At 69.4% G+C, this 24,542-nt stretch carries 29 protein-coding genes; 20 read left to right on the top strand and 9 right to left on the bottom strand.

Annotated features, from left to right (window positions below; genetic code table 11):
* Positions 1–147: 147 nt before the first annotated feature.
* A complete protein-coding gene (locus NM1_RS07505; RefSeq protein ID WP_068015624.1) occupies positions 148–435 on the top strand; it encodes a hypothetical protein in 288 nt (95 codons plus the stop codon).
* A 5-nt stretch (positions 436–440) separates the two neighbouring features.
* Here NM1_RS07505 and NM1_RS07510 read toward each other — a convergent pair whose 3' ends face one another.
* Entirely contained in the window at positions 441–815 is a 375-nt protein-coding gene (locus tag NM1_RS07510) for a hypothetical protein (protein ID WP_068015625.1), read from the bottom strand.
* Positions 816–875: 60 nt separating this feature from the next.
* Here NM1_RS07510 and NM1_RS07515 point away from each other — a divergent pair, with 60 nt between their 5' ends.
* The 3 genes from NM1_RS07515 to NM1_RS07525 all read left to right on the top strand — a co-directional run bounded on the left by NM1_RS07515 (position 876) and on the right by NM1_RS07525 (position 2,748).
* A complete protein-coding gene (locus NM1_RS07515) occupies positions 876–1,430 on the top strand; it encodes a GNAT family N-acetyltransferase (RefSeq protein WP_246010801.1) in 555 nt (184 codons plus the stop codon).
* A gap of 42 nt (positions 1,431–1,472) precedes the next feature.
* The gene (locus NM1_RS07520; protein ID WP_068015626.1) at positions 1,473–1,619 is read left to right on the top strand and encodes a DUF1059 domain-containing protein; all 147 of its coding nucleotides are present in this window, start codon (positions 1,473–1,475) and stop codon (positions 1,617–1,619) included.
* Positions 1,620–1,686: 67 nt separating this feature from the next.
* Positions 1,687–2,748 (top strand): ADP-ribosylglycohydrolase family protein, encoded by a 1,062-nt coding sequence (locus NM1_RS07525; protein WP_068015628.1) that lies wholly within the window; start codon positions 1,687–1,689, stop codon positions 2,746–2,748.
* A gap of 180 nt (positions 2,749–2,928) precedes the next feature.
* Here the strand turns inward: NM1_RS07525 and NM1_RS07530 are convergent, their stop codons facing one another.
* On the bottom strand, positions 2,929–3,573 hold the full coding sequence (locus tag NM1_RS07530; RefSeq protein WP_068015630.1) for a response regulator: 645 nt from the start codon (positions 3,571–3,573) through the stop codon (positions 2,929–2,931).
* Positions 3,570–4,754: a sensor histidine kinase gene (locus NM1_RS07535; RefSeq protein ID WP_068016186.1), complete on the bottom strand. Its 1,185-nt coding sequence runs from the start codon at positions 4,752–4,754 to the stop codon at positions 3,570–3,572. Before NM1_RS07535 ends, NM1_RS07530 begins: the two co-directional genes overlap by 4 nt.
* A 144-nt stretch (positions 4,755–4,898) precedes the next feature.
* Between NM1_RS07535 and NM1_RS07540 the strand changes: the two genes are divergently transcribed.
* The gene (locus NM1_RS07540) at positions 4,899–5,483 is read left to right on the top strand and encodes a hypothetical protein (protein ID WP_068015632.1); all 585 of its coding nucleotides are present in this window, start codon (positions 4,899–4,901) and stop codon (positions 5,481–5,483) included.
* Between the two features lie 8 nt (positions 5,484–5,491).
* Here the strand turns inward: NM1_RS07540 and NM1_RS07545 are convergent, their stop codons facing one another.
* Positions 5,492–7,183 carry a hypothetical protein gene (locus NM1_RS07545; RefSeq protein ID WP_147288858.1) on the bottom strand — a complete coding sequence of 564 codons (1,692 nt, stop codon included), beginning with the start codon at positions 7,181–7,183 and terminating at the stop codon, positions 5,492–5,494.
* Between the two features lie 106 nt (positions 7,184–7,289).
* Here NM1_RS07545 and NM1_RS07550 point away from each other — a divergent pair, with 106 nt between their 5' ends.
* Both NM1_RS07550 and NM1_RS07555 read left to right on the top strand, forming a co-directional pair.
* A complete protein-coding gene (locus tag NM1_RS07550) occupies positions 7,290–8,837 on the top strand; it encodes an acyl-CoA carboxylase subunit beta (RefSeq protein WP_068015643.1) in 1,548 nt (515 codons plus the stop codon).
* Between the two features lie 333 nt (positions 8,838–9,170).
* Entirely contained in the window at positions 9,171–10,385 is a 1,215-nt protein-coding gene (locus tag NM1_RS07555) for a Cmx/CmrA family chloramphenicol efflux MFS transporter (protein WP_068015646.1), read from the top strand.
* Here the strand turns inward: NM1_RS07555 and NM1_RS07560 are convergent.
* Positions 10,304–11,278, bottom strand: a complete 975-nt coding sequence (locus NM1_RS07560) for a DMT family transporter (protein ID WP_084519251.1) — start codon at positions 11,276–11,278, stop codon at positions 10,304–10,306. The genes NM1_RS07555 and NM1_RS07560 overlap by 82 nt on opposite strands.
* 34 nt (positions 11,279–11,312) lie before the next feature.
* Between NM1_RS07560 and NM1_RS07565 the strand changes: the two genes are divergently transcribed.
* The 8 genes from NM1_RS07565 to NM1_RS42005 all read left to right on the top strand — a co-directional run bounded on the left by NM1_RS07565 (position 11,313) and on the right by NM1_RS42005 (position 16,785).
* Positions 11,313–11,891, top strand: a complete 579-nt coding sequence (locus tag NM1_RS07565; RefSeq protein ID WP_068015654.1) for a TetR/AcrR family transcriptional regulator — start codon at positions 11,313–11,315, stop codon at positions 11,889–11,891.
* Between the two features lie 8 nt (positions 11,892–11,899).
* Positions 11,900–12,787 (top strand): RNA polymerase sigma-70 factor, encoded by an 888-nt coding sequence (locus NM1_RS07570; RefSeq protein WP_068015658.1) that lies wholly within the window; start codon positions 11,900–11,902, stop codon positions 12,785–12,787.
* A gap of 237 nt (positions 12,788–13,024) precedes the next feature.
* Positions 13,025–13,933 (top strand): alpha/beta hydrolase, encoded by a 909-nt coding sequence (locus NM1_RS07575; protein ID WP_068016189.1) that lies wholly within the window; start codon positions 13,025–13,027, stop codon positions 13,931–13,933.
* 54 nt (positions 13,934–13,987) lie between these two features.
* Positions 13,988–14,443, top strand: a complete 456-nt coding sequence (locus NM1_RS07580) for an SRPBCC family protein (RefSeq protein WP_068015661.1) — start codon at positions 13,988–13,990, stop codon at positions 14,441–14,443.
* A 15-nt stretch (positions 14,444–14,458) separates the two neighbouring features.
* Positions 14,459–15,187: a phosphotransferase gene (locus tag NM1_RS07585; RefSeq protein ID WP_068015664.1), complete on the top strand. Its 729-nt coding sequence runs from the start codon at positions 14,459–14,461 to the stop codon at positions 15,185–15,187.
* Between the two features lie 148 nt (positions 15,188–15,335).
* Positions 15,336–15,695 (top strand): hypothetical protein, encoded by a 360-nt coding sequence (locus tag NM1_RS43515; RefSeq protein ID WP_211339328.1) that lies wholly within the window; start codon positions 15,336–15,338, stop codon positions 15,693–15,695.
* Between the two features lie 15 nt (positions 15,696–15,710).
* Positions 15,711–16,319 (top strand): hypothetical protein, encoded by a 609-nt coding sequence (locus NM1_RS43520; protein ID WP_211339327.1) that lies wholly within the window; start codon positions 15,711–15,713, stop codon positions 16,317–16,319.
* 97 nt (positions 16,320–16,416) lie between these two features.
* The gene (locus NM1_RS42005; RefSeq protein ID WP_147288857.1) at positions 16,417–16,785 is read left to right on the top strand and encodes a hypothetical protein; all 369 of its coding nucleotides are present in this window, start codon (positions 16,417–16,419) and stop codon (positions 16,783–16,785) included.
* On the opposite strand, the gene NM1_RS07600 is transcribed toward NM1_RS42005, so the two are convergent.
* Complete coding sequence (locus NM1_RS07600; RefSeq protein WP_068016195.1) at positions 16,786–17,469, bottom strand: GAP family protein; 684 nt, start codon at positions 17,467–17,469, stop codon at positions 16,786–16,788. It abuts the gene before it with no gap.
* 156 nt (positions 17,470–17,625) lie between these two features.
* On the opposite strand from NM1_RS07600, the gene NM1_RS07605 reads away from it, so the two are divergent.
* Positions 17,626–18,708, top strand: coding sequence for an FAD-dependent oxidoreductase (locus NM1_RS07605; protein ID WP_068015666.1), 1,083 nt, complete (start codon positions 17,626–17,628; stop codon positions 18,706–18,708).
* 43 nt (positions 18,709–18,751) lie between these two features.
* Here NM1_RS07605 and NM1_RS07610 read toward each other — a convergent pair whose 3' ends face one another.
* The gene (locus NM1_RS07610) at positions 18,752–19,654 is read right to left on the bottom strand and encodes an NAD(P)H-binding protein (protein ID WP_068015668.1); all 903 of its coding nucleotides are present in this window, start codon (positions 19,652–19,654) and stop codon (positions 18,752–18,754) included.
* Complete coding sequence (locus tag NM1_RS07615) at positions 19,651–20,109, bottom strand: nuclear transport factor 2 family protein (RefSeq protein ID WP_068015670.1); 459 nt, start codon at positions 20,107–20,109, stop codon at positions 19,651–19,653. The genes NM1_RS07610 and NM1_RS07615 overlap by 4 nt, the downstream gene beginning before the upstream one ends.
* Positions 20,110–20,210: 101 nt before the next feature.
* Here NM1_RS07615 and NM1_RS07620 point away from each other — a divergent pair, with 101 nt between their 5' ends.
* The gene (locus NM1_RS07620) at positions 20,211–21,071 is read left to right on the top strand and encodes a helix-turn-helix transcriptional regulator (RefSeq protein ID WP_068015673.1); all 861 of its coding nucleotides are present in this window, start codon (positions 20,211–20,213) and stop codon (positions 21,069–21,071) included.
* Here NM1_RS07620 and NM1_RS07625 read toward each other — a convergent pair.
* Positions 21,068–21,619, bottom strand: a complete 552-nt coding sequence (locus NM1_RS07625) for a CGNR zinc finger domain-containing protein (RefSeq protein WP_068015676.1) — start codon at positions 21,617–21,619, stop codon at positions 21,068–21,070. The two genes, NM1_RS07620 and NM1_RS07625, sit on opposite strands and share 4 nt — an antisense overlap.
* Before the next feature lie 26 nt (positions 21,620–21,645).
* On the opposite strand from NM1_RS07625, the gene NM1_RS07630 reads away from it, so the two are divergent.
* The 3 genes from NM1_RS07630 to NM1_RS07640 all read left to right on the top strand — a co-directional run bounded on the left by NM1_RS07630 (position 21,646) and on the right by NM1_RS07640 (position 24,541).
* Entirely contained in the window at positions 21,646–22,554 is a 909-nt protein-coding gene (locus NM1_RS07630) for an EamA family transporter (protein ID WP_068015679.1), read from the top strand.
* A gap of 221 nt (positions 22,555–22,775) precedes the next feature.
* Positions 22,776–23,678 carry an ABC transporter permease gene (locus NM1_RS07635; RefSeq protein WP_084519252.1) on the top strand — a complete coding sequence of 301 codons (903 nt, stop codon included), beginning with the start codon at positions 22,776–22,778 and terminating at the stop codon, positions 23,676–23,678.
* On the top strand, positions 23,678–24,541 hold the full coding sequence (locus tag NM1_RS07640; protein ID WP_068015682.1) for an ABC transporter permease: 864 nt from the start codon (positions 23,678–23,680) through the stop codon (positions 24,539–24,541). Before NM1_RS07635 ends, NM1_RS07640 begins: the two co-directional genes overlap by 1 nt.
* The last annotated feature ends 1 nt before the right edge of the window (position 24,542 follow it).

The following is a 24,542-nucleotide window of genomic DNA, read 5'->3' on the forward strand; positions in this document are numbered from 1 at the left end:
CGCGGACAATCCCCCCGTCCGGTAATCCGCGAGAAGCGCGCCACCGCAGGTGGGGGTGGATGGGAAGATCAATCGCATGAGGGAACGCGAGCGAACGAGGGATACGGCCGAACGGAATCCGAAGCTCGGCCGGGAGGGGCACGACGGGTGAGCGGCCTACGATTCGTCTCGACCGTCGAGGAGCTCGAGGCGCTACCGCTGATGTCGGTGATCATGGCCGCCAAGCCGTCGCGCTCGGTCTTCCAGAAGTGGCTCGACCAGCAGGACCGGACCCCGAAGTGGGTCCGCACGATGAGCAGCGACCGATATACCTCCGAGGAACTGAGCGTGGGCCCCTTCCCGCTGTCCGCGCCGCAGCAGTTCCGGTTCGTCGTGCTCTACGACCCCGCGGTGCACGGGCACCCGAACGACTGGGAGCCCACCGCCTCCGCGTGATCGGGTCAGGGCTCGAGGCGGTCCAGCAGCCAGCGCGGTCCGACCGTCTGCGCGCCGAGCGCCTCGACCCGGGCGCGCAGCCCGCGATCCGCGGTCACGACGGTGACCGGCGGCCCGGCGGCGGCCACCTCGGCGACTATGGCGTCGTCCCCGGACCCCTCCGCCGACACCACGCGCAGGGTGTCGAATTCGCCGCCGGACGGGGCGGCGGCCTTCGCCGCACCCTCGAGGACGACGACGATGTCCCCGAGATGTTCGGCCGTGCTCAGCCGCAGGAGCAGTCGCCGCGCCGCGCCCGCGCGATCGCGCCACCAGCCGTCGGGGCGCGAACCGACGACATTGGCCGCGTCCACGACGATCAGCGGGTCGCCATCCTGCACGTCCGAATCTCCTTCCGTCGCACCGAAGATATCCGCCCGCGGGTGTGAGAGGTTGGATGCGTGTCATTGCAGCAGGCCGTGCCCGGCGAGGTCGGCCGTAATCCGGTCGTCCGGATCGTCCCGCTGAGCGGTCCGATCTTCGACGCGCTCACCGCGGGCGATCTGGCGGCGGCGAATGCGCTCAGCCCGGTGCCGCTGACCGCGTACTTCACGGATCCGGTCTGGCATCGGGTGTGGGCGTGGCGCGGTAGGCAGGCGCGGGAGGATCCGGCCTGCGCGGCCTGGGTCACCGGCGCCGTCGTCGACGTGCCGCGGCAGCTCACCGTGGGGATGGCCGGTTATCACGCACCGCCGGACAGCACGGGGACGGTGGAGGTCGGCTATGCCATCGATCCGGCACACCGGCGTCGCGGCTATGCGCGCGCGGCCCTGGAGGCGCTGTTGCGGCGCGCGGGGGAGGATCCGCAGATACGGACGGTCCGGGCATCGATCAGCCCTCGCAATACCGCTTCCTATCGGCTGGCCTCGCGGTACGGCCTGGTCGAGATCGGGCGCCAGTGGGACGAGGAGGACGGTCTGGAGATCATCTACGAGGTCCTCGGGCGCACGCCCTAGCCCGCCCCTCTAGACTCGCGAAGAAGAAGGAAGGACAAGCTGATGAAGCGAAACCTGAACTGCCCCTGCGGAGAAGCCATCGTCGGGACCGACGAGGACGATCTGGTGGAGAAGACGCAGGCCCACCTGGCCGCGAACCATCCGGGGCACGAGTACTCCCGCGACGAGATCCTGTTCATCGCCTACTGATCGGGGCGGTCGGGGTTGCGCTCCGGCGCAGCCGTTCCGCGCGGTCACCTAGGGTTGCTGTCTTGTGATGGATTACGCGACGGTGTTCGACCGTGTTCGGGGCTCGCTGCTGGGCGGGGCCATCGGTGACGCGCTCGGGTGGCCGATCGAGTTCGTGCAGCTGCCGAAGATCCGGGAGCGGTACGGCGCCGACGGGGTGACGGGATTCCTCCCGCAGTCCGATCCGTCTGCGCCGCAACAGATCACCGACGACACTCAGATGACGCTGTTCACGGCCGAAGGGCTGCTGCGGGCCGCGCCGGGTGCGGATCCGATCCCGGCCCTGCAACGCGCCTACCTGCGCTGGCTCTACACCCAGGACCAAGAGGGCCCCGAGCCCGGCGGTTGGCTGATCGGCCTGCGGTTTCTGCACGCCGTCCGCGCACCCGGAAATGCGTGCATGTCGGGCCTGCGGCGGCAGGCGCGGGAATTCCTGGCGCCGAGCCCGCTCGGGCAGGAGGGGCCGGTGAATCCGGGATCGAAGGGCTGCGGCACCGTGATGCGGTCCGCGCCGTTCGGATTGATCGGGATGGGGCCCGATCACGCCTTCTCCGTGGCCGCGCGGGCCGCGCAACTGACCCACGGGCATCCGACGGGATACTTCGCGGCGGGGGCGTTCGCGGCGCTGGTCGACCGCGTGGTGAACGGTGTCGAACTGCCGGATGCGGTGCGGCAGACCATGTCTCAGCTCGCGGTGTTCCCCGCGGCGGGTGAAGCCGTGGCCGCGTTGAGCCGGGCGGTCGAGCTGTCGGAACAGGAGGTCGCGCCCGAGCGGGTCGAGCAGGTCGGCGCGGGTTGGATCGCCGAGGAATGCCTGGCCGTCGCGGTGTACTGCGCCCTGCACGCGGTCCGGACCGGCGACGTGCGTGCCGCACTCCTGTTGTCGGTCAACCACTCCGGCGATTCGGACTCCACCGGCGCGGTAGCGGGCAACCTCCTCGGCGCCATGTACGGCGTCGCCGCCCTACCCCGCGACTGGGCCGTCGCGGTCGAGGGCCGCGACACCCTCATCCAGGTAGCCGACGACCTCGTCACCACCTTCGCGTCGGGTGACCGCTCCGCTCTGGGGTCCAGGTACCCGATCGACTAGCCCCGGCGAAAAGCATGCCGGGGATATGGGGTTGAGCATGCCGGGGATGTGGGAGAGCATGCCGGAGATGTGGGAGAGCATGCCGGGGATGTGAGAAAGCATGCCGGGTGAGGTCGGACGCGTTGCCCCTCAGTATTTCCGGCATGCTCTTGGCCGGAATCCACAGGGACCTGCAACGTATTACGTGGTCAGGCCCGCGTCGCGGGCTAGCATGGCGGCTTGGACTCGGGAGCGTAGGTCCAGTTTGGCGAGGACTCGGGAGACGTGGGTTTTCACCGTTGCCTCGCTGATCGAGAGGCGGCGGGCTATCTGCTGGTTGGACAGGCCCTCGCCGAGGCAGGTCAGGACGTCGCGTTCGCGGTCGGTCAGGTCCGCGAGGCCGGCGGGCGGGGTGGACGGGCGCGGTGCGTCGGCGAAGGCGGTGATCACGCGGCGGGTGACGCTCGGCTCGAGCACGCCGTCCCCGGCGGCGACCAGCCGGACGGCTTCGACCAGCCGCGGCGCCTCGACCGACTTGAGCAGGAATCCGGCCGCCCCGGCGCGCAGCGCCCCGTACACGTATTCGTCCAGGTCGAACGTCGTGAGCATGAGCACCTGGGCGATGCCCTGTTCGACCAGGTGCCGGGTGGCGTTGATGCCGTCGCGGCCCGGCATCCGCACGTCCATGAGCACGACATCCGGGCGCAGCGCCGTGGCCTTGCGCACCGCCGAATCGCCGTCCTCGGCCTCGGCCACGACCTCGATACCCTCGGCCGCGCCGAGGATCATCGCCAGCCCGACCCGGACCGCCGCGTGATCGTCGGCGAGCAGTACGCGAATGGTCATCCGGCCGCCTCCGGCACCGGCAGCTCCGCACGGACCCGCCAGCCCCCGTCGCAAGGCCCGGCGGTCAGCACGCCGCCGACCGCATGCGCGCGTTCCCGCATGCTGGTCAGGCCTGTGCCGCCGCCCTCGGCAGCGGTCGCGGCCTCGGCGCGGTCGGACGTCACGTCGATCACCAGCCTCCCGTCGGTTCGGCTCACGCTGACCTCGGCCCGGCTGCCCGGGGCGTGTTTGACCGCATTGGTGAGTGCCTCCTGCACGATTCGATAGGCGGAAAGATCCAGCGCCGCAGGTAGATTCGGCGCGATATCGAGATTCGCGCGCACGGTCAGCCCGGCCGCGCGCGCCGAATCCAGCAGCGGTTCCAGATCCGACAGCCGGGCGGGAGCCGTGCGGGGCTCGCTCGTCCCGTCCGACTGCAGCAGCCCGATCATCGCCCGCATCTCGGTGAGCGAGGCGACGCTGTTCTCCCGCACGGAGGCCAGCACGGTCCGCATCATGCGCGGGTCGCCGTCCACCATGGACAGCGCGGCCTCGGATTGGATCGCGATCGCGGACAGATGCCCGGCCACGACGTCGTGCAGGTCGCGCGCCATCCGGGAACGCTCGGCGGTGACCGCGGCCCGGCGGTCCAGCTCGGCGATCCGCGCGACCTGATCGGCGCGGGCACGTTCGGAGTCGGCGATGGTGCGGTGCGCCCGCACCTCGTTCGCCCACCACACCGGAATCAGCGGAAACACACCGATTCCCAAGACGGTCAGCAGCCCCTTCCGCCAGTCACCGGTGGCCAGGCCCGCGCCGAGACCGGCCGCGACCACCACCGAACCGGCCCCGCCGATAATGATCCGATTCGCCCGCAGCGAGCTGTTCAGGGTCGCGCTGTAGAGCAGGTCGCAGAGCACGTACAGCACGCCCAGGCTCCACCCCATCGGTGCCGCGGCCGCGGTGATCGCCAGCCCGGCGAGCAGACCCGCGATCGGCGCGCGAGTCCGCAGCAGCTGGGCGCAGCAGACCCCGGCCAGCGGCACGAGATGCGCCCAGCCGGGCACGGACCAGCTGGTGCCGAACCGCACGGTCAGCGGGAGCTGCAGCGCCAGCAGCAGGCTGCCGACCCCGAAACAGGCCAGCGCCATCAGCCCGTCGCGTCGCCAGGCGGGCCAGTCGCCGAACCTGGGCACCCTCATACCTTCCATCTCAACACATCCGGCGCCGCGCGGACCTCGGACGAAAGGTGGAGCGGTCCGGGGCGGGCATCCGACGAAGTGATGACGCGGTGTGCCCCCGATCGCCGACGCACGGCGGGGGCCGTCGGCGCCAGGCTCGACGGTATGGAGGGGATACTCGACCAGATTCGGACCAACCCGCTCGCGGCGATGATCGCGGCCTGCGAGGTGGGGTTCTGGGTGCTGCTGGCGGCCGGGCTGGCCGCCCGCTATCTGCTGCGCCTGCGCCGCGTCAGCAACGTGCTGCTGATCAGCACGCCGCTGCTGGACCTCGCGCTGCTTATCGTGACGGTGTTCGACCTCGGCCGGGGCAGCACCGCCACCGCCGCGCACGGGCTCGGCGCCGCCTACCTGGGCTTCAGTATTGCGTTCGGGCACAGCACGATTCGCTGGGTCGACCAGCGGGTCAACCACCGGTTCGCCGGGGGACCGCCACCGGTGAAGCCGCCGCCGTCCGGCGATCCCGGGCGGGTTCCCTACGAGTGGCGGGAGTGGGGGAAGTGCCTGCTCGCCTGGGCCATCGCCTGCACGGTCATGCTGCTGTTGGTGTTCGTGGTCGGCTCGCCCGGCCGCACCGAGCAGCTGTGGACGTGGATGGGCAGGTTGACCACGGTGCTGCTGATCTGGCTCGCCGTGGGACCGCTGTGGGCGACGTTCACGCCGCGCCGCGCGAGCAGCGGGCAGTCGTGACACACCGATCAGTTCCGGCCGGAGGTGATGTAGTAGTACATCGGGTCGATCATATCGAGCAGCCGCCGGATCTCGGTGTCGCTGAACCGGTTTCGGCGGCTGATGGTGATCAGCACGAGATCGTTGATCGCCTCGAGAATGGTCTCGAAGGCGCCGTCCGCCACCTCCGCGTCGTCGGGGCTTCCGTTGTCTCCCAGCGGTTTCGACTGTTCGAGTTCCGCGCGGGCGCGTGCCGCCCGGTCCCGGAGCACACCGGCGGAGCCGCGCCTGCTGGTGACCTTGGCGGCGTGGTCGTAGAACTGGATGGCGGCCTGGGTCAGCACGGCCGGGTTCGGGCGCACGAGCGAACCGCCTGCCTGTGCTGGGCTCGGACTGGTTCGCCACTCCTCGTGCAGCGCGAGGGTGCGCGCCTTGGCGGTGAGGTAGCGGGCGACGAGAATGTCACGGACGCTACCGAATTCGGTGGTCCGCAGCAGATCGCCGGAGGCCTGCTCGTAGTCCGCGATATAGGACACGAAGGTCTCGGGTTCGGCGGCCGGATCGATGCGGTCGAGGTGCCGCGCGAGGTCGTCGAGGCGTAGCAGCGCCCGGACATTGCCCTCGTGGCGGCGGCGCTCGTCGTTGGTCGCCGGGAAACATGCCAGCAGGGCCCGCGTCAGCTCGGGCACGCGATCGCCGAAGAGGTCGGCGAACAGGTCCCGGTGGTCGGGGTGGTCGGCGTAGGCCAGCCGGATTCGGCACAGCCCCGCGATGATGTCGGCGAGTTCCTCGGCGCGCACGCCGTCGCGGGGTTCTCGCGTCGGCGCGGAATCGGGTCCGCACAGCGCGGGCAGCGTCGTCGCGACGGTCAGCATCGCCTGCATCTCGCGCTCCGGGTCCGCCTCGACGAGCCCGCGGGCATGGTCGGCGTGGAATCGCGCCAGCTCCCGGTGCAGGTCCCAGCCGAGCGCCGCGGCGAACGACATCTCGGTCTCCTTGATCGACCGGATCCGGCTCAGACCGGTCGGCTCGTAATCGGGCCTGCGCGACAGCACGGTCTCCGCCGCGGCGGCGGCCTGGGCGCACCGGATGCCGATCATGCAGTCCAGGCGGGACGCGATATCGACCAGGCGCAGCCCGCGGCGCGCCCAGTCGCGGGCGCTGCGCACGTGCGCCCGGTCGCCGCGCCGGTGGCTGCGCAGATGGCGCGCGGCGAGTTCGGCGGCCCAGTACAGCATGTCGGGCCGGTCGTCGCGGGTGGCGGCGGCGTCGAACTGTTCCTCCAGCTGCGTGACGCTGTAGTGCCTGCTGGAGAACCGCGCCTCCCAGCGCGCCGCGTCGTCGGTCTCGCGGCGGGCGCCCGGCCGGGTGCCGGTGGCCGCCAGTTCGATGATCTCGTCGGGGACGGGCCGGTTCCCGGCGGTCATCGTCTCGACCACGGCGGCGGCGAGCGCGCCGATCGTCTTGAAGTGCTTCCACATCGTGGCCTTCGGGATCGGCCCCTCGGTGCCGTCGCGCCGGACGTATCCGCGCGCCGCCGCGCACACGTCGGCGGTGGTGAGGTGGGCGATCGAACCGTCCGGGCCGGGCTCGGCGATTCTCGCGGTCATGACCTGTTCCGCGGCCGCGACGATCATCGCCTGCGTGCGTTCCTCGAGCGCACGCCCGCTGCGCTGCTGATATGTCGGCGCCTCGCCGCGCTGCATTGCTGTAGACGACACGCTCGCGAGTCTATTGCAGTGCACATCGTTGTGTACTCGTCTATTCCTACTAGTGTCGATTGGAAGCGTAATCGGCAATCCCGCAGCAACGAGGAGGATCGACCCTTTGGAGACGACGACCGCGGCGAAGCTGAAGCTGCTGCGCGAGCATCTCGCGTCGGCGCGGGAACCGGCCGGGGCGGCAGGTGTCGCCAAGCGCGCCGCGAAGGGTATTCCCAGTCCCCGCGAACGTATCGACATGCTGCTCGACGCGGGGAGTTTCCTCGAGATCGGCGCGCTGGTGAAGCAGCCCGGCGCCACCGACGCACTGTACGGCGACGGCGTGGTCACCGGGCGCGGGACCGTCGACGGGCGGCCGGTGGTGGTGATCGCGCACGACCAGACGGTGTTCGGCGGTTCGGTGGGGGAGATGTTCGGGCGGAAGGTCGCCCGGGCGATGGATTTCGCCGCCGACGTCGGCTGCCCGTTCATCGCGATCAACGACTCCGGCGGCGCCCGGGTGCAGGACGCGGTGACCTCGCTCGCCTGGTACGCGGCCATGAGCCGACGGCAGCTGCGGTTGTCCGGCGTGGTGCCGCAGGTCTCGGTGATGCTCGGCAAATGCGCTGCGGGAGCGGTGTATTCACCGATCAACACCGATGTGCTGATCGCCACCGAGTCGGCGCACATGTTCGTCACCGGACCCGAGATCATCCGCGAGACCACCGGCGAGGAGGTCACCCTCGACGAGCTGGGCGGGGCCTACAACCAGGCCCAGAACGGCAATATCCACCATGTCGCGGCGGACGAGCGGGCCGCATTCGACTGGGCGCGTGCGTATTTGAGCTATCTGCCGTCGAACTGCTTCGAGCAGGTGCCCGTGGTCAATCCCGGGCTCGAACCCGAGATCACCGATACCGACCGGGAACTCGACTCGATCATCCCCGACTCCGACCGCGCCGGATACGACATGTACGACGTCCTGGTGCGCATCTTCGACGACGGTGAGTTCCACGAGGTCGGCGACGGCGCCGCGCGCAATATGATCACCGGATTCGCGCGGGTGGACGGGCGCAGCGTCGGCGTCGTCGCCAATCAGCCGTTGGTGTCCAGCGGGGCCATCGACGCCCGGGCCTCGGACAAGGCCGCGCATTTCATCCGCCTCTGCGACGGGTTCGGGATTCCCCTGATCTTCGTCGTCGACACCCCGGGCGTGCTGCCCGGCGTCGAGGAGGAGAAGATCGGCGTCATCAAGCGCGGCGGCCGGTTCTTCTACGCGGTGGTCGAGGCGACCGTCCCGATCGTCACCGTCGTGGTGCGCAAGGCCTACGGCGGCGGTTACGCGGTGATGGGCTGCAAGCAACTCGGCGGCGACGTCAACCTCGCCTGGCCCACCGCCCGCATCGCGGTCATGGGCGGCGAGGCGGCCGTCAGCCTCACCCAGCGCCGCCAGCTCGCGGCCGTCCCCGACGAGGACCGCCCCGCCCTGCGCCAGCAGATGATCGACTTCTACAACGCCACCGTCGCCACCCCCTGGGTCGCCGCCGAACGCGGCTACATCGACGCGGTCATCCAACCCGCCGACACCCGCCTGGAAATCCGCAAGGCCCTCCACCTCCTCCGCGACAAAACCGCCCGCCACGACCCCCGCAAACACCACCTCATGCCCCTGTAGGAACCTCACACCCCACCGAAAGTCGGTGTGCGCCAAGCGAATCAGTCCGTGGCGCCGGTATCGACCGCGTGGGCGGCGTTGTGGTGGGTAACTCGTTGGCTGGCTGGGTGGGTGGCTGTTATGGTGCGGGGGTGAATTCTCCGGAGTCGTCCAGACTGTAGCCGCTCGGTTTCGGGCCGGGCGGCGTTGTGGGTGCGTGTTCTCCGGTTGTGAACGGCCGGGGCGTATTTCGTAACGCCGGACGATGTCGAATTCTTGCTGCCGGGGCGTGGTGTGCCCGGTGTGCATTCCGTTCGGGCGCCGTGTCGGCGCCCTCACATCCGGAGATTTTCTATGCCCATTGTGGTGTTCGTGCTGGCTGTTGCGGTATTCGCGCAGGGCACGTCAGAGTTCATGGTGTCGGGGTTGATGGCGCAGATCGCCGCCGATACGGGCGTTTCCCTCGGGAGCGCGGGGTTGCTCACGTCGCTGTTCGCGGCGGGGATGGTGCTGGGGGCGCCGGCGATTGTGGTGCTGGCGGGGCGGTTGCCGATAAGGCATTCGGCGGCAGGGTTTTTGGCGGTGTTCTGTGTCGCCCATGTCGTCGGTGCCGTCACTTCCGAGTTCACGGTGCTGCTGGTGACCCGCGTGGTCGCCGCGGTGGCGAATGCGGGTTTCCTGGCCGTCGCGCTGGCGGCGCTGCCGCGGCTCGTGGGCCCGGCCGCGGTCGGCCGCGCCACCGCCGTGGTGGTGTCGGGGGTGACCGTCGCCTGTATCGCCGGTGTGCCCGCCGGAACGGTGATGGGCCAGGCATGGGGATGGCGGTCGGCGTTCTGGGCGGTGGCCGTCGTCAGTGCGGCCGCGCTGGTCCCGGTGTGGGCGATGATTCCACGCACGGGTGATCAGCCAGGGGCACAGGAACATTCGCTGCGCAGCGAGTGGGCGGTCGTGGCCCGGCGGCCGGTCCGGATCGCCGTTGCGGCGGGCGTGCTGGTCAATGCGGCGACGTTCGCGGGGTTCACCTATCTCGGCACGATCACGGGCGGTGTCACCGCGGGGGCCGAGCGCTGGGTTCCCGTGGTGCTGGCCTGCTTCGGCGTCGGCTCGTTCCTCGGGGTGACGCTCAGCGGCCGCCACAGCGACCGCCACGGAGTCCGGATCGTGACCGCCGGAACGGTTGTGCTCGTGGGGGTTTGGCTGATCACCGCGTTGGCTGCGCACACTCTGGCCGGTGTGGCGATCATGGCGACGGTGTCGGGCGCGGTCGCCTTCGGCGTCGGGTCGACCCTCATCGCGACGATCGTTCGGACCGCGGCACCCACCGCGCCGCGCGTCGCGGGCGCCTTGGCGACCACCACCTTCAACATCGGTGCCGTCCTCGGCCCCGTCGCGGCGGGGCTGGTCGTCGACGGCACCGGCAATTCCACGACGGCACTGTGGTCCAGCACCGCTTTCGCGGCGGTCGCGGCGGCGGTCGTCGTCCTCGGCTACCGGCAGGCCGCGACCTCGACCGAGCCGGTGCCGGTCGCGGCGGAGCGTTCTGCCGCAGGGGATTTCGACCCCGAATAGTTGACGGTGATCACCGCCGCGATGCCGATGGCCAGTCCCGCGGCGGTGACACCCGTGAAGGATTCGCCGAACAGCAGCGCGCCCCACACCGCGGTGACCGGGGCCATCAGGAACATGAGCGCATTCACCTGCGTGACACCGAGTTTCGCGACGAGGTACCAGTACAGCCCGTAGCCGCCGAGGGTCGACAGCAGGATCAGCCAGGCCAGCGCCAGCCAGAATGTCCCGGCCGCCGGTGGTGTGGCCGTTCCGGTCAGCAGTGCGGCACCGGTGAATATCGCTGCGCTGGTGCAGCATTGGATCGTGAGGCTGGTCGGCGGCGGGATCCGGTCCGGGGTGCGCCGCTCCACCAGGGTGGCCGCGATCAGGCTCAGCATGCCGATCAACGGGATCAGATACGCCCACCAGGGCACGCCCGAGGCGTTCGCCGCGTCGGAGGCGGTGACCAGGACGACGCCGCAGACTCCCAAACCCAGTCCGGCCCATTGCCGCCCGGTCACCGCCACGCCCAGCAGCGGCCCCACCAGCGCCGCCGCGGCCAGCGGCTGCAGGCCATCGATCAACGCCGTGGTGCCGGTATTCACCCCGCGGGCGATCGCCCAGTACACCGTCGTCAGGTATCCGGTCTGCGACAGCACGCCGATGACGATGTGCCGCAGCAGGATTCGATGACCGAGTCCGGGAATGCGGCGGTCGCGGTGGAACCGGTGCGCCAGGGGCACCAGGACCGCCGCCAAGGGAACGAACCTCCACATCAGCACCGTGGTGATCGGTGCATCCGCAGCACCCAGCTTCGCCCCGATGAATCCGGAACTCCAGCAGGCCACGAACAGCGCCGACAGCATCGCGACCCGGACCTGTCCGGGACTTACTTTACCGATCTGTATACCCATCGCCTCGACTATACAGGTCTGTATAGTGGTTCGCATGGACGTGGAGGCCCCCATCGACTGGACGCCGAAGGCCCGGCAGATCCTCGGCACCGCGTCGCGGCTGTTCTACGACAGCGGGATCACCGCGGTCGGCGTCGACCGGATAGCCGCCGAATCGGGCGTCACGAAGCGGACGCTCTACGACCGGTTCGGCTCGAAGGAACGCCTGGTCGTCGAGTATCTGCGCGCCCGCGACGCGGACTGGCGTGACCAGCTCCGGCAGCGCCTCGCCGCGGTGCCGGACGACCCCCGCGCGCAGCTGAAAGCGGTGTTCGACGCCTCCGACGAGTGGATGCGCGCGCACAGCGCCAAGGGCTGCAGCATGATCCGGGCGCACGCCGAACTACCCCCCGACCACCCCGGCTACGCGGTGACCATCGAGCAGAAACGATGGATGCGAGAGATGTTCCACACCCTCGCCGAGCAGGCGGGCACCCCGCATCCGGGGACCGTCGCCGACACCATCTCGCTGCTGCACGAGGGCGCGCTGGTCTGCTACGGCATGCAGATCACCCCGAATCCGATCACCCATGCCCGCGATGTCGCACTGTCACTGCTCGATCGGCGAGGGTGAGCAGGCGGATGAGCCACGAGCCGAATGCGTTCGACCGGTTTCGGCCGCTGCTGTTCACGATCGCGTACGAGATTCTCGGCAGCGCGGCCGACGCCGAGGATGTGCTGCAGGACAGCTACCTTCGCTGGCGCGACACCGATCCGGACGAGATATCGCATCCGCGCGCCTATCTGACGCAGATCGTCACGAGACAGGCGCTCAACCAGCTGCGGTCCGTGCGCCGGCGCCGCGAGGACTACGTGGGCAGCTGGCTGCCCGAGCCGATTCGCACCGAGCCCGACGCCAGTCACGATGTCCTGCTGGCGGAGTCGGTATCGATGGCCATGCTGCTGGTGCTGGAAACGCTCGGCCCGACCGAGCGGGCCGTCTTCGTGCTGTCCGAGGTGTTCGGCCACAGCCTCGTCGAAATCGCCGACATGATCGGCAAATCCGATGCCGCCGTCCGCCAGATCGCGCACCGTGCCCGCGCACACGTACTGGCCCGCCGCAAGCGGTTCCGGCCCGAACCGGAGGACAGCGCCGAGGTGATCGGCCGGTTCCTGCTGGCGGCCCGCACCGGTGACGTGCAGACCCTGATGGACGTGCTCGCCCCGGACGTCGTCCAGATCTCCGACGGCGGCGGGCTGGTCACCGCCGCGCGCCGCCCGATCACCGGCGCCGCGCCCGTCGCCACCTACCTGATCGGGCTGGCCCGCAACAGCATGAGGGATATGGACGTCGAGTTCGGCAGCTTCAACGCGCTGCCCGCGATCCTGTTCCGGTCCGGTGCCGAGGGGACGCTGGATTCGGTCTTGATGATCGAGCTGTCCGGCGACCGGATCGCCGCGCTGTACGCGGTCCGCAACCCCGACAAGCTGCGCGCCACCGAACTGGTACGTGTCCTGGATCGGACCTGACGGAAACCGTTACCTGTCACAGCGTTCGCGGCGGCCCACCGGGTCTGCGCGAGAATTCTGTGGAGGTCTTCCCGGCACTGGCCGGGCCCGTCCGGCAATTTATTCTGAGCAGCAACCGAATTCGGGTCTTCGGTATCTTGCCGGGGCAGCAGCGAGGAGGTATACGGGGTGGCGCGATCTGTGGGACTGCGCGAAGGGCTGAGGAGGTCCGGTGCCGTCGTGGCGACGGTCCTGCTGATGTCGTGGATCGGTGCGGCGGCGGCCACCGCGGTGCCGGTCACCGCGCCGGTACAGCGGGCACCGGCGGGCGGATTCCAGGAACTGTCCGTGCCGTCCGGCATGGGGCCGATCAAGATCCAGGTGCAGTGGGCGGCGCGGGGCGGGAGTGCGGCGCTGTATGTGCTCGACGGTCTGCGCGCCCCGGCCGATCACAGCCAATGGACGACCGATACCGACGCGCTGCGCCAATTTGCGGGCGACAATGTGACATTGGTGTTCCCGGTCGGTGGCCGCTCGAGCTTCTACACGGACTGGTATCGGCCGAGCAGCACCAACCGCCAGGCGACGACCTACAGGTGGGAGACGTTCCTCACCGCCGAGTTGCCCGCCTTCCTCGCGCGATACGGCGTCTCCCGCACCAACAATGCCGTCGTCGGCGCCTCCATGGGCGGCAATGCCGCCCTGACCCTGGCCGCCCACCACCGCGACCAGTTCAAGTTCGCCGGATCCTTCTCCGGATTCGTGCACCCGACCTTCCCGCTGTGGAACGAGGCGATGCGGGCGGCCATGTGGGACGAGGGCAACTTCAACGTCGACGACATGTGGGGTCCCGCAAGCGATCCCGCGTGGCGCCGCAACGACGCCACCGAGCAGGCCGAACTGCTGCGCGGGTTGCCGATGTACGTCTCGGCGGGCAACGGCCTGCCCGGCCCGCTCGACCTGCCGAACGGGGTCGGCAATACGGTGAACGCGATGGGCCTGGACGCATTGACGATGGTGGCCGCGCAGATGTTCCGGGACCGGGTGTCGGCGTTGGGCATTGCCGCACAGGTCGATATCGTCAACGGGACCCACACCTGGCCGTACTGGCAGCAGGCGCTGGCGACGGCGCGTCCGATGATTCTCGATACGCTCGGCGCCCGCTGACCGGGTCGAGGTCCAGCACCGTCGTGCCGGTTAGTTCCCGGTAGTGTCCGGGGCATGCGTGACTCGGTAACGGTTCAGATGGCGGCGCCACCGGAGAAGGTGTGGGAGCTCGTCAGCGATATCACCCGGATCGGCGAGTTCAGCCCGGAGACCTTCGAAGCGGAGTGGCTGGGCACGGCGACCGGGCCCGCGGTCGGGGCGAAGTTCCGCGGGCATGTGCGCCGCAACGAGGTCGGGCCGGTGTACTGGACCGTGTGCAAGGTGGTCGCGTGCGATCCGGGCAAGGAGTTCGCGTTCACCGTCCTGGGCCCGGGCGGCAAGGGAATCAACCGGTGGGGATATCGGTTGCGCCCCAACGACGGTGGCACGGAGGTCACCGAGTCCTTCGAGCTCTCCGGCTTCCTGCTCCGCGTGTACTGGGCGGTGCTGGGCTGGGCCCGCGGCCGCCGCAACCGCAACGACATGCTGAAAACGCTGCAGCGAATGCAGCAGGTCGTGGAAACGTCCTGATACACACCGGAACCCGTGGCCGAGATTCCATTGCCCGGGGGATTCGTCAATCGGGTTGTCCGAGTGGGCGATACCGTGCGACGCGAGCCCGGTGAGTCCGCCGAATTCGTCCATCGGCTGCTGCGGTTTCTCGAGGAGCGCGGGTGGACGGGCGCGCCTCGGTTCCTCGGCATCGACCCGCGAGGGCGAGAGGTCCTGACCTACGTGGACGGGGACGTTGCCCCGCGAGCCGCGTCGGCGGGTGAGCCCGAGTGCCTGGTTCAGGTCGCGGAACTTGTCCGTGAATTTCATGATCTGACGGCCGGAACGCCCCTGTCAGGTGACCGGGAAGTGGTGTGCCACAACGACTTGTCGCCGAAGAACACGGTGTACCACTTCGGCGCCACCGGGCCGAGGCCGGTCGCGATGATCGACTGGGACCTCGCCGCACCCGGCGACCGGATCCACGATGTCGCGCACATGTGCTGGCAGTACCTGGATCTCGGGCCCGGGGTATCCGATATCGCCGAGACCGCCGACCGGATGCGGCTGCTGTGCGATGCGTACGGGCTGGACGGCCGCGGCGCCGTCGTCGAGACGGTGCTGTGGTGGCAGCAGCGGTGCCGCGGCGGGATCGAATCCCGTGCCGCCGCAGGCGATGCGGCGATGATCGCGCTGCGGGATTCGGGCGTCGCGCGTTCGGTCGGTGCCGCGTACGAGTGGGTGCGAGAGCACCGGCGCGAGTTGGAGTTCCGGCTGAGCTGAGCGACCGCGGGTCAAGGCCGTGAAACTTCACCGCGGGGACCCCTACGAGCTCCGGGAGCGGAACAATGTCGGCAGATTATCGGGACCGGCGGACACTGATACCGGACAATTAGGACGCCCGTTCGGTAGCGGCCGTTAGGAGTGCCCGATGACGCAGATCGAATCATCTTCCACTGCAACAGGTTCCACGGTGGTCGGGCACTCTTCGGCAACCAGCATCTTCGTCAACGGCTACGTGCCGCGACGGCGGGGCCTGGTGCTGGTGCTCGGCGTGCTCGCCGGATTCCTGCTGACCGTCGTGTGGTCGGCGTCGTTCGTGGACAGCACGATCGGCGACACCGTGGCCGACGGGCTGCTCGGCCACAATGCCAAGGAGACCGCGATCACCGGCATCGGCGCGGGCGTCGTCTTCGCCTTCGTCTCCGGCCTCGCGGGCACGTTCACCGCCTGCAATATCGCCGTGTTCGGCGCGGTGGCACCGCTGGCGGGCAGCGCGGGCGGCTGGTAGAACCGGGTACGGGCGGTGCTGCGGCCGCTGCTGTGGATGGCGGCCGGGATGGTCGCGATCTCCGCCGCCTACGGCGTCGTGGTCGGCATCTTCGGCACCGATATGCCCCAATTCGACACCGCGCCGAGCCAACCCGGCCACATCGCCGCGCGCCTGGTCCAGTCGATGGTGGTGTTCGGCGTGATCGGGCTGATCATGACCTACCTCGGACTCGCCGTGCTCGGTCTGGTGCGCGACCCGTTCGCCCGCATCGCCGCCCGCTTCCCGAACGCGCCCCTGATCTTCTTCGGCGGGCTGATCGGTGCCTTCCTCATCGGACGCCCGTTCCCGCTGTTCCGCAAGCTGTTCCGCGACGCCGCCGAGGAGGGCAATATTCTCTACTCCGCGGCGGCCTTCGTCCTGCAGTCGATCGGCAATATCCTCGTCCTCGCCGTCCTGCTGATCCTCACCGTCCTCGCCGGTGGCCGCCTGCAGCGCTGGTTCCAGGCCGACCCGCGCCGCGTCAGCATCCTCAGCGCCACCGCACTCCTCACCGTCGGCGTCTTCAGCTTCCTCTACTGGGACGTCCGCCTGCTGGCCATGCGCGACATCCTGCCCTGGTATCCGGTGGCCCCCTGGGTGTAGACCGTCGATGATCGGCCACGGATCCCGAATTCGCCTATCTCACAATCCCATCCTCAGTACAGTCGTGACGGGTTCCGAAATATCCGGGGAGAACACCATGATTCGCAAATTCGCAGCCACCGCCGCCATCGCCACCGCGCTCGTCGGCGCCGGCGCCGGCGCGGGCCTGGCCCAGGCCGAAACGCCTGCGCCCCAGCCCCTCGCCGTGCAGCCGGTCGTCGAGCCCGTGGCCGCCGGTCAGACGCAAGCCCTGCCGGGCCAGGTCGTCGGCGGGGTCGTCGGCACGGTGGTCGGGGCCGGTGTCGGTGCGGTAGCGGGCGGTGCCTTCGCCTGCATGGCCACCGCACCCGTCTGCCCCGTCGGCGCGGCCGTGGGCGTCGTGGTCGGCGGCGTCACGGGCGGCGTCCTCGGCGGCGCCGCGGGAGCCACGGTGGGAGGCGCCCTCGGCGCCCAGATCCCCGCCTGATCACCAGAGGTCGGAATAGTTCCGCAGGGCGTTGATGATCAATGCGATTCCCAGCACCCAGAGCAGGATTCGGACCGTCGGCGGCCCGAAGCGTCTGAGTGTTCGCACGAACCTGCGGTAGATGCGCTGCGCCCGCGGTGAGCGGCGTGTGGCCGCGAACAGGAGCAATCCCGGTGGGAGCAGGGCGATCACGCAGTAGGCGACGATGATCAGTGGCCACAGCGGTGGCATCGGATCCCGCGCCGACAGCATCGCCAGCCCCGCCAGGTAGGGCACGGCGGTCGGCGCCTGCCCCAAACCTATTGCCACACCGGCCGATCCGAGCAGCAGCGGACGCTGCCGCGCTCGCCATGCCCACGCCGGAACCGCCGTCTCGCGCACCGACGGCCGGATGCTGCCGAGGACGAGCAGGACGACGCCGACGACGAGTTCGGCCCAGTAGCGGAGTGCCGGTGTGACGTGGAAGTCGACCAGATCCGTGACGAAATTCAGTCCCAGCACCGTGCAGATGCCGAAGGTCGTGGTGACCGCGAACACCCCGGCGAGGAAACTCAGCACACCCGGCACGGGGGAGCGGCGGCTCAGCCGGCTGTCGTAGATCACCGCGGTGGTCACGCCGACGAGCAGAGCGTCGAGCGAATCCAGGAACGCGAAGCCCGCGAGCGCCAGCAGCAAGATCACCATCAAACACCGAACATACGGCAGGAAACGCGCACGGCCGACGACAGCCTGTCGCCGATGACCGTGGTAGTTCATGATCGAGTCATGCCACCGCCTCTCGATCGAATCTACGACTCCGCCCGCAGTTACCGACTCGTCCACCAACGCTAGGAGACTCCCATGGTCACCATCCTCGGCGGCGGCATCGCCGGAACCGTGCTCGGCGGTGCCCTCGCGCACCGCGAGCATCCGGTCACCGTCTACGAGCGCCAACCGGCACCCGGCGCCGGCGCGTTCATGGTGCTCGACGGCTACGCTCAGCAGGCCCTCACCGAACTCGGTGTGCCGACAGAGCCGCTCGAAGCGGTATCGCATCCCATGCCCGGCGGGTTCGGCTTCCACTACCTGCCCGCGGGCCGCAATGCCGCCCCCAGCCGCGGACATCGCCTCTACCCGCGCGGCGATCTCATGCGGGTACTCACCGAGTTCGCGGCCAGTGCGGGCACGGACATTCGCTACGGTCACACCGCCACCGATATCGACACCGACACCGGAACCCTGTGGGGCACAGACGGTGTACTTGCCGCCGACGAACTGATCATCGCGGCCGACGGCATCGACTCCCTGGCCCGCGCCCGCCTCGAGCCTGCCCGCACCGCCGCCTACGCGGGTCAGGTTGTCATCTACGGCACGACCACCCGTCCGGTGCCGCTGAACGACGACCCCACGGTCATGCACTTTCACGGAACCCTCGGCGACGGCCCGTTGCCGGTGGCCAGTTTCGGGCACCTGCGCACCGACAACACTGCGTACTGGTTCACCCGCGTGACCCGTGACCCGATCTCCGTGGACGATATCGGCGCCCATCCCGTCGATGCCTGGGCCGACACGATCCATGCCGCCGACCCGAGCGCCGCCGGCCTCATCGGCGCCCTTCTCGAGGCCACCGACACCGTGCACGTCGCCAACTGCCGCAATGTGCCCCTGCACAATGCCCGCCGGCCCGCCGGGCGAGTCCTCCTGTGCGGGGATGCCGACCACGCCGTCAGCCCGGCTGCCGCCCGCGGTGCCCGCGAGGCCATCGAAGACGCCCTGGCCCTGACCACGGCACTCACCACGGGCACGTCACCGGCCGAAGCCATGGCCGCGCGCCGCATCGAACTCACCGCCGAACGCGAGAAGCAGGCCCGCATCTACGCCACAGCAATGCCCCAACCAACCGAGCGCTCCGATGACGATGAGGAACCCGACGGCACGGAGTGAGTGCGGGGTGTTGATCTCGGCGCCGAGGCGCCCGGCCGGCTGTCTACCCGGCACCGGTCGGGGCGAGCGGCTCTGCGATGTCGCGGTGCGTCGTGATGAACTCGCGGAGGGAACGTGGTGCGCGGCCGGTGATTTCGGCGACCGTGGCGGTCACTCGGTCCTCTGCTCCGGCGGCAATGCGCTGTTCGGCCTCCGCCAGCACGGCGGCCATTTCCGGTGGTACCCCCTGGGCGGCGAGATGGTCGGCCAGTTCGGTCGGGCTCAGTCGGACGTGTCTGAAAGGGGTTGGTGGGGCCAGGGATTCGGTGAGCAGGTGGGCAGCGTCGTCGTAGGAGAGAGCCTCGGGGCCCGTGATTACGTATTCGCGGTTCGGGGGCGGGTCGGCGAGTAGTGCTCGTACGGCTACGGCGGCGATGTCGGCGGCGTCGACGAAGGCGATGCCGCGGCCGTCGGTCGCGCTCACCAGCTCCCCGCGGGTGCGCAGCCCGATGGCCATCGGGTGGGTGGGCACGACGAAGTTCTGCATGAACCAGGACGGTCGCAGGACCGCCCATTCCGGCATCTGCCGGATCGCGCGACGTGCGCGATCCAATCCCGGTGCGCCGGGCGGGATTACGTCGGAGCTGAGGAATACCACTCGCCGCACGCCGACGTCGCAGGCGGTGCGCAGGAAACTCTCGATCTGTTCCGACGGGTCGGGCACACCCACGGGAGCGACCAGGTAGACCCGCTCGATTCCGTCGAGCGCCGGGGCATGGGTCCCGGGATCGAACCAGTCGAAACGTACGTGCTCCCCGGTGAATTCGCCGCTCCGCGTGGCGGTGCGCACCACGGCACCCGCGGCGCGCAGGCCCGCGAGGACCGGGCGACCCGTATTGCCGGTCGCACCCGTGACGAGGACCGGCCCGGCCTGTCCGCTCGCGCGGTGGCGTGCGATCGCGGTCATGCCGCACTGTCCGGGTGCAGCGCGGCCAGCAGTTCGGGCAGTGTTCCGGTGGCGACCGCGCCCGCGACCGGACTCCAATAGTCGCGCCAGCCGGCGATCTCGCCGCCGCGTGCGCGAATCACGGCGATGTAGGAGAGCTCGTATCCCGCCCCCGTGCGAACGGTCGTTCCCCGGGCCGTGAATTCGACGACGATCGTCGTCGGGTCGGCGGTCTCGTGCACGACGACCGACGGGAATCCGTGGATATCCAGTCGCTCGGGATAGTCGGCGAGATAGTCGCGCAGCTGGTCGCGGCCGTGCAGACGCCCGGGCGTCCCGGCGGTGGCGAACGGCAGCTCGAACTCGGCATCGACGGCGAAGAGGTCGACGAAGCCCCGCATATCCTTGGCCAGTAGCAGGTCGAGGCCGTGTTCGAACAGTTCGCGCGGGCTCCGTTCGGAGCGGTTCGGTGTCATGAACCCAGATTCGTCGCCGCGCCCGCAGCGAGAAACGGCCGACCGAGACCCGGACCATCTGTCCGTGGCTCGCGACGAGCGCATCCGGCAAGCTCGATCGTGTGGACAAGCACGCATTCGCCGATTTCCTGCGACGCAAGCGTGAGCATCTGCGCCCCGACGAGGCCGGATTGTCCCCGGACCCGAGGCGGCGGAGGCGGACGCCGGGCCTGCGCCGCGAGGAAGTGGCCTGGCTGGCCGATATCTCCGCCAACTATTACGAGCGGCTGGAGCAGGCCCGAGCGCCCCGCCCCTCGCCCCAGGTGATCGCCGCGCTCGCGGAGGCACTGCGACTCGGCCCGGACGAGCAGCGCTACCTCACCCATCTCGCCGGTCACGAGCTCGGTCGGCCCGGTGTGCCGGACGACGAGGTGCCCCCCGGAGTGCTCCGGATGCTCGAGCGGTTCACCGAGATCCCCGCCTATGTCCTGAACGCCCGATACGACGTCCTGGCGTGGAATACGCTGGCCGCCAGTCTGATCGGCGATTTCGCCAGTGAACGCAACCTGCTGCGGCTGGCATTCGGCACCCGTCTCGCACAGGTGTCGTGCGGTGGTCTCGACGGCGAGGCGCAGTTCGCCCGCCAGGCCGTCGCCGAACTGCGGGCGGCAGCGCTGCGGTACCCGGACGACCGGCGTATCCCGGAGCTGATCGCCTGGCTGTCCACCCGCGACGAGGACTTCCAGACCGGTTGGGCCGCACACGAAGTGGCCCCCGAGCCGACGGTCTGGAAGCGCTTCGTCCACCCCGAGGTGGGCGAGATCGAACTCGACTCCCAAACCCTGTCCGTGCCCGGCCACGACCAGCGAATCGTGATCTACACCGCCGATCCTGGAAGTCCGGCGGCCAAGTCCCTGCGCGAACTCGAGGCCATGCATCGAGCAGGTGGCGTGGCGAAAAGTGCAGGTGCACAGACCTTTTAGAGCATCGGCCGATTCGAGCGGGCCGCTTCTTCCCAGCCGGTTCCGGCGCGATGCCGCCGCACCGCATCCCGGTTCGCGCATGTTCGCGTGCAGTAGCGCTGTCGTCCGCCCCGGCTCATGTCCACGAACGCGCGGCGGCACTCCCGCAGCGCGCAGCGGCCGAGCCGGTGCATGCCGAACCGGGTGAGATGTTTGGCGGCGGCCACCACCGTGACCGTGCGAATCATCGCGGCCAGCGGCACGTCGTCGTCGCGATAGTGCAGGTGCCAGCCGGTCCCGGCGTGATCGGTGATCCGCGGATAGGCGGCCGTCTCGGCCAGCAACGCATTGAGCAGTCGCACCCGAGTCGCCTCGGTGTCCGCGTCGACCACCTCGGTCCAGCGCGCGAGGAATTCCCGGATCTCGACCAGGTCTTGCGCCGTCCCGGCTTCGGCGCCGAGACCGGCGGCGCGCCACAGCTCGGTCAGCTCGCGCTGCTCGGTCGGCGGGCGGTTGGTGAGGTCGGTCACAAAGCGGAGCACATCGCCGTAGTAATGGTTCTCGTGCACAAGGCCATTACAGCACAGTCTTAGGCATGCCTAACATAGAGCGAGTCGCGTCGACCGCGCTGGCCCCGGCCGTGTGGGGGTCCACGTATCTGGTCACGACCGAGTTCCTGCCGCCCGACCGGCCGCTGCTGGCCGCCACCGTCCGCGCCCTGCCCGCCGGGCTCGTGCTGCTGGCGCTCGGCCGCGTTCTGCCGCAAGGTGTTTGGTGGTGGCGCGCAATCGTTCTCGGCGTGCTCAATATCGGCGCGTTCTTCTACCTGCTGTTCGTCGCCGCCTATCACCTGCCGGGCGGGATGGCCGCGCTGGTCATGTCCGTGCAGCCGGTGATCGTGCTGCTGCTGGGCGCCGTGCTGCTCGGGGAGCGGATCCGGACCGCGCACGTCGTCTCGTGCGTGCTCGGCATGGTGGGGGTCGCGTTCCTCGTGCTCGGGCCGGGCGTGCGGCTGGACGGAGTCGGCGTCGTGGCCGGTGTGCTGGGTGCCGTGAGCATGGCGGTGGGAATCGTGCTGACCAAGCGGTGGGGGCGCCCGTCGGATGTCACGCTGTTGACCTTCACCGGCTGGCAGCTCACCGTCGGCGGTCTGGTGCTGCTGCCGATCGCCCTTTTGGGTGAGGCGCTGCCGGACCGTCTGACCTGGGCCAATATCGGTGGCTTCCTCTATCTCAGCGTCATCGGCGCCATGGTCGCCTACGCGCTGTGGTTCCGCGGCATTTCGCGGCTGCCCGCCTTGGTGGTCTCGCTGCTGTCTTTGGCGTCGCCGCTGTGTGCGGTCGTGCTCGGCTACGTGTTCCTCGGTCAGTCGCTGGCTCCACTGCAGGTGCCCGGTGCGGCGGTGCTGGTCGCGGCCGTCGTACTCGCCCAATCACGTGTCCCGCGGCGGCGGCGACCTGTCGAAATCGAGGACGTCGCCGAGCCCGCACCCGGAAGCCGTTAGTCCCGCACGGGGGTCGTTCATCGCGACCTCGGTCCGACAGTGCGCTGAGGCGCCATGCGGTCGGGGCCGTAGGCCCGGGCATGTGATTGCCGTCACGCTGGCGAGGTGCTACCGTCTCCAGACACATGTCTAGGCGAATGTATTTACAAGTGTTCGGACTTGCGGGTGGCGAGATGTTCGGCTCGGACGGCAGGACCGGGTAGCGGGAGGTCCACAGAGTGATGCGATCCACTTCCGGCGGACCGGTCGTCGCGGAGTCGAGCGGAAATCCGCAGCAGCTCATCGAGTTCGAGGCGATCGTCCAGCCCGTATCCGCCCGAAATGTACTGCGCCGCAACTTCTCCGAGACCGTGCTGTCCGGGCTCGCCACCCTCGGCCGGGCACTGCAGATCGGAATCGGCGCCGTCCGCATCGGCACGGTGGATGCGGTGCGCCTGCGGTTCCAGGTGCATGAAACCCTCACGCAGGCTTGGTTTCTCATCAAGGTCACCGCGATACCCAGCGTGCTGATGGCCATCCCGTTCGGGGTCATCGTGTCCGCCCAGGTCGGCAATATCGTGTCCCAGCTCGGCGCCGATTCGATGATCGGCGCGGCCGGTGGGCTGGGGGTGATCAAGCAGGGGGCGCCGATGGCGAGCGCGATGATGCTCGGCGGCGCGGGTGCCGCCGCCATCGCCGCCGATCTGGGCGCGCGGACCGTGCGGGAGGAGGTCGACGCCATGCGCGTCATGGGCGTGGATCCGGTGCAGCGCCTGGTCGTCCCGCGGATCGCGGCGATGATGCTGGTGGCCCCGCTGCTGAACATCCTGATCGTGGTGGTGGGCATCGCCTCCGGATTCGCCGTCGCCGTGGCCGCGCTGGATGTGACGCCGGGCAGTTACTGGTCGTCCTTCGGGTCGTTCACCACACCGCTGGACATCTGGGTTTCCCTGGTCAAGGCGCTGATCTTCGGCTTCCTGGTCGTGGTCATCGCCTGCCAGCGCGGGCTGGAGGCCCGGGGCGGACCGCGCGGCGTCGCCGACGGTGTCAACGCCGCCGTCGTGCTCTCCATCGCCGCGGTCGCCCTGCTCAATACCGCGATCACGCAGGTGGTGACCATGTTCTTCCCGGTGAGGATGGCGTGATGACCGCGACCCCGTACCTGCCCGCCGGAGTGCGCTGGGTGAATCGGGTGCGGCACCGGGTGCACCCGCTGCGGCCGGTCGAATCGATCGGATTCGTGATCGGGTTCTGCTGGCAGGTGCTGTCGGCGCTGCCGTACACGCTCGTGCACTACCGGCGCCAGACGCTCATGGTGGTCACCGATATGACCTGGGGTCGCGGTTCGGTGATCGTCGGCGGCGGGGTGGTGCCGCTGATGCTGCTGCTGGGCGCGGCCATGGGCGCGTCGATCGGGATCGAGGCGTTCAGCGCGCTCGATCTGCTGTCGCTCGGTCAGCTCAGCGGGCTGATCTCCGCATTCGGCGTCACCCGTGAGCTCGCGCCGATCGCGGCGGGCGTCGGGTTCGCGGCGCAGGCCGGATGCCGCATGACCGCCGAGATCGGGTCCATGCGGATCTCCGAGGAGATCGACGCGCTCGAGTCGCTCGGTGTCCGCTCGGTGCCGTTCGTCGTCACGACGCGCGTCATCGCCGGAATCATCGCGGTCGCACCGGCTTTCGTGGTGGCGCTGATACTGAGCTACCTCTCCTGCCAGCTGATCGTCACCACCGTCCACGGCACGCCGTCCGGCACCTACGAGCACTACTTCGATCAGTTCGTGCTGGGCTGGGACGTGATCGCGGCGACCGTCAAGGTGATGGTGTTCGCCATCGCGGTGGTCCTGATCCATTGCTATCAGGGCTATTTCGCCACCGGCGGCCCCGAGGGGGTCGGCACCGCATCCGGTCGCGCCGTCCGGGCCAGCCTGGTCTCGATCATCGCGCTCGACATGTTCGCAACCATCGTGCTGTGGGGATTCCAGTCTCCCATCACATTCACCGGGTGAT

This window comes from Nocardia mexicana NBRC 108244 (assembly GCF_001613165.1).
In the GTDB taxonomy this organism is placed as follows: domain Bacteria; phylum Actinomycetota; class Actinomycetes; order Mycobacteriales; family Mycobacteriaceae; genus Nocardia; species Nocardia mexicana.

What these genes read in the sequence shown, in the direction of transcription:
- NM1_RS07520 (WP_068015626.1), top strand. Translation starts at nt 1,473, where the DNA reads ATGAAGCGAAACCTGAACTGCCCCTGCGGAGAAGCCATCGTCGGGACC.
- NM1_RS07525 (WP_068015628.1), top strand. Translation starts at nt 1,687, where the DNA reads ATGGATTACGCGACGGTGTTCGACCGTGTTCGGGGCTCGCTGCTGGGC.
- NM1_RS07530 (WP_068015630.1), bottom strand. Translation starts at nt 3,573, where the DNA reads ATGACCATTCGCGTACTGCTCGCCGACGATCACGCGGCGGTCCGGGTC.
- NM1_RS07535 (WP_068016186.1), bottom strand. Translation starts at nt 4,754, where the DNA reads ATGAGGGTGCCCAGGTTCGGCGACTGGCCCGCCTGGCGACGCGACGGG.
- NM1_RS07540 (WP_068015632.1), top strand. Translation starts at nt 4,899, where the DNA reads ATGGAGGGGATACTCGACCAGATTCGGACCAACCCGCTCGCGGCGATG.
- NM1_RS07555 (WP_068015646.1), top strand. Translation starts at nt 9,171, where the DNA reads ATGCCCATTGTGGTGTTCGTGCTGGCTGTTGCGGTATTCGCGCAGGGC.
- NM1_RS07560 (WP_084519251.1), bottom strand. Translation starts at nt 11,278, where the DNA reads ATGGGTATACAGATCGGTAAAGTAAGTCCCGGACAGGTCCGGGTCGCG.
- NM1_RS07565 (WP_068015654.1), top strand. Translation starts at nt 11,313, where the DNA reads ATGGACGTGGAGGCCCCCATCGACTGGACGCCGAAGGCCCGGCAGATC.
- NM1_RS07570 (WP_068015658.1), top strand. Translation starts at nt 11,900, where the DNA reads ATGAGCCACGAGCCGAATGCGTTCGACCGGTTTCGGCCGCTGCTGTTC.
- NM1_RS07575 (WP_068016189.1), top strand. Translation starts at nt 13,025, where the DNA reads ATGTCGTGGATCGGTGCGGCGGCGGCCACCGCGGTGCCGGTCACCGCG.
- NM1_RS07580 (WP_068015661.1), top strand. Translation starts at nt 13,988, where the DNA reads ATGCGTGACTCGGTAACGGTTCAGATGGCGGCGCCACCGGAGAAGGTG.
- NM1_RS43515 (WP_211339328.1), top strand. Translation starts at nt 15,336, where the DNA reads ATGACGCAGATCGAATCATCTTCCACTGCAACAGGTTCCACGGTGGTC.
- NM1_RS42005 (WP_147288857.1), top strand. Translation starts at nt 16,417, where the DNA reads ATGATTCGCAAATTCGCAGCCACCGCCGCCATCGCCACCGCGCTCGTC.
- NM1_RS07600 (WP_068016195.1), bottom strand. Translation starts at nt 17,469, where the DNA reads ATGGTGATCTTGCTGCTGGCGCTCGCGGGCTTCGCGTTCCTGGATTCG.
- NM1_RS07605 (WP_068015666.1), top strand. Translation starts at nt 17,626, where the DNA reads ATGGTCACCATCCTCGGCGGCGGCATCGCCGGAACCGTGCTCGGCGGT.
- NM1_RS07610 (WP_068015668.1), bottom strand. Translation starts at nt 19,654, where the DNA reads ATGACCGCGATCGCACGCCACCGCGCGAGCGGACAGGCCGGGCCGGTC.
- NM1_RS07615 (WP_068015670.1), bottom strand. Translation starts at nt 20,109, where the DNA reads ATGACACCGAACCGCTCCGAACGGAGCCCGCGCGAACTGTTCGAACAC.
- NM1_RS07630 (WP_068015679.1), top strand. Translation starts at nt 21,646, where the DNA reads ATGCCTAACATAGAGCGAGTCGCGTCGACCGCGCTGGCCCCGGCCGTG.
- NM1_RS07635 (WP_084519252.1), top strand. Translation starts at nt 22,776, where the DNA reads ATGCGATCCACTTCCGGCGGACCGGTCGTCGCGGAGTCGAGCGGAAAT.
- NM1_RS07640 (WP_068015682.1), top strand. Translation starts at nt 23,678, where the DNA reads ATGACCGCGACCCCGTACCTGCCCGCCGGAGTGCGCTGGGTGAATCGG.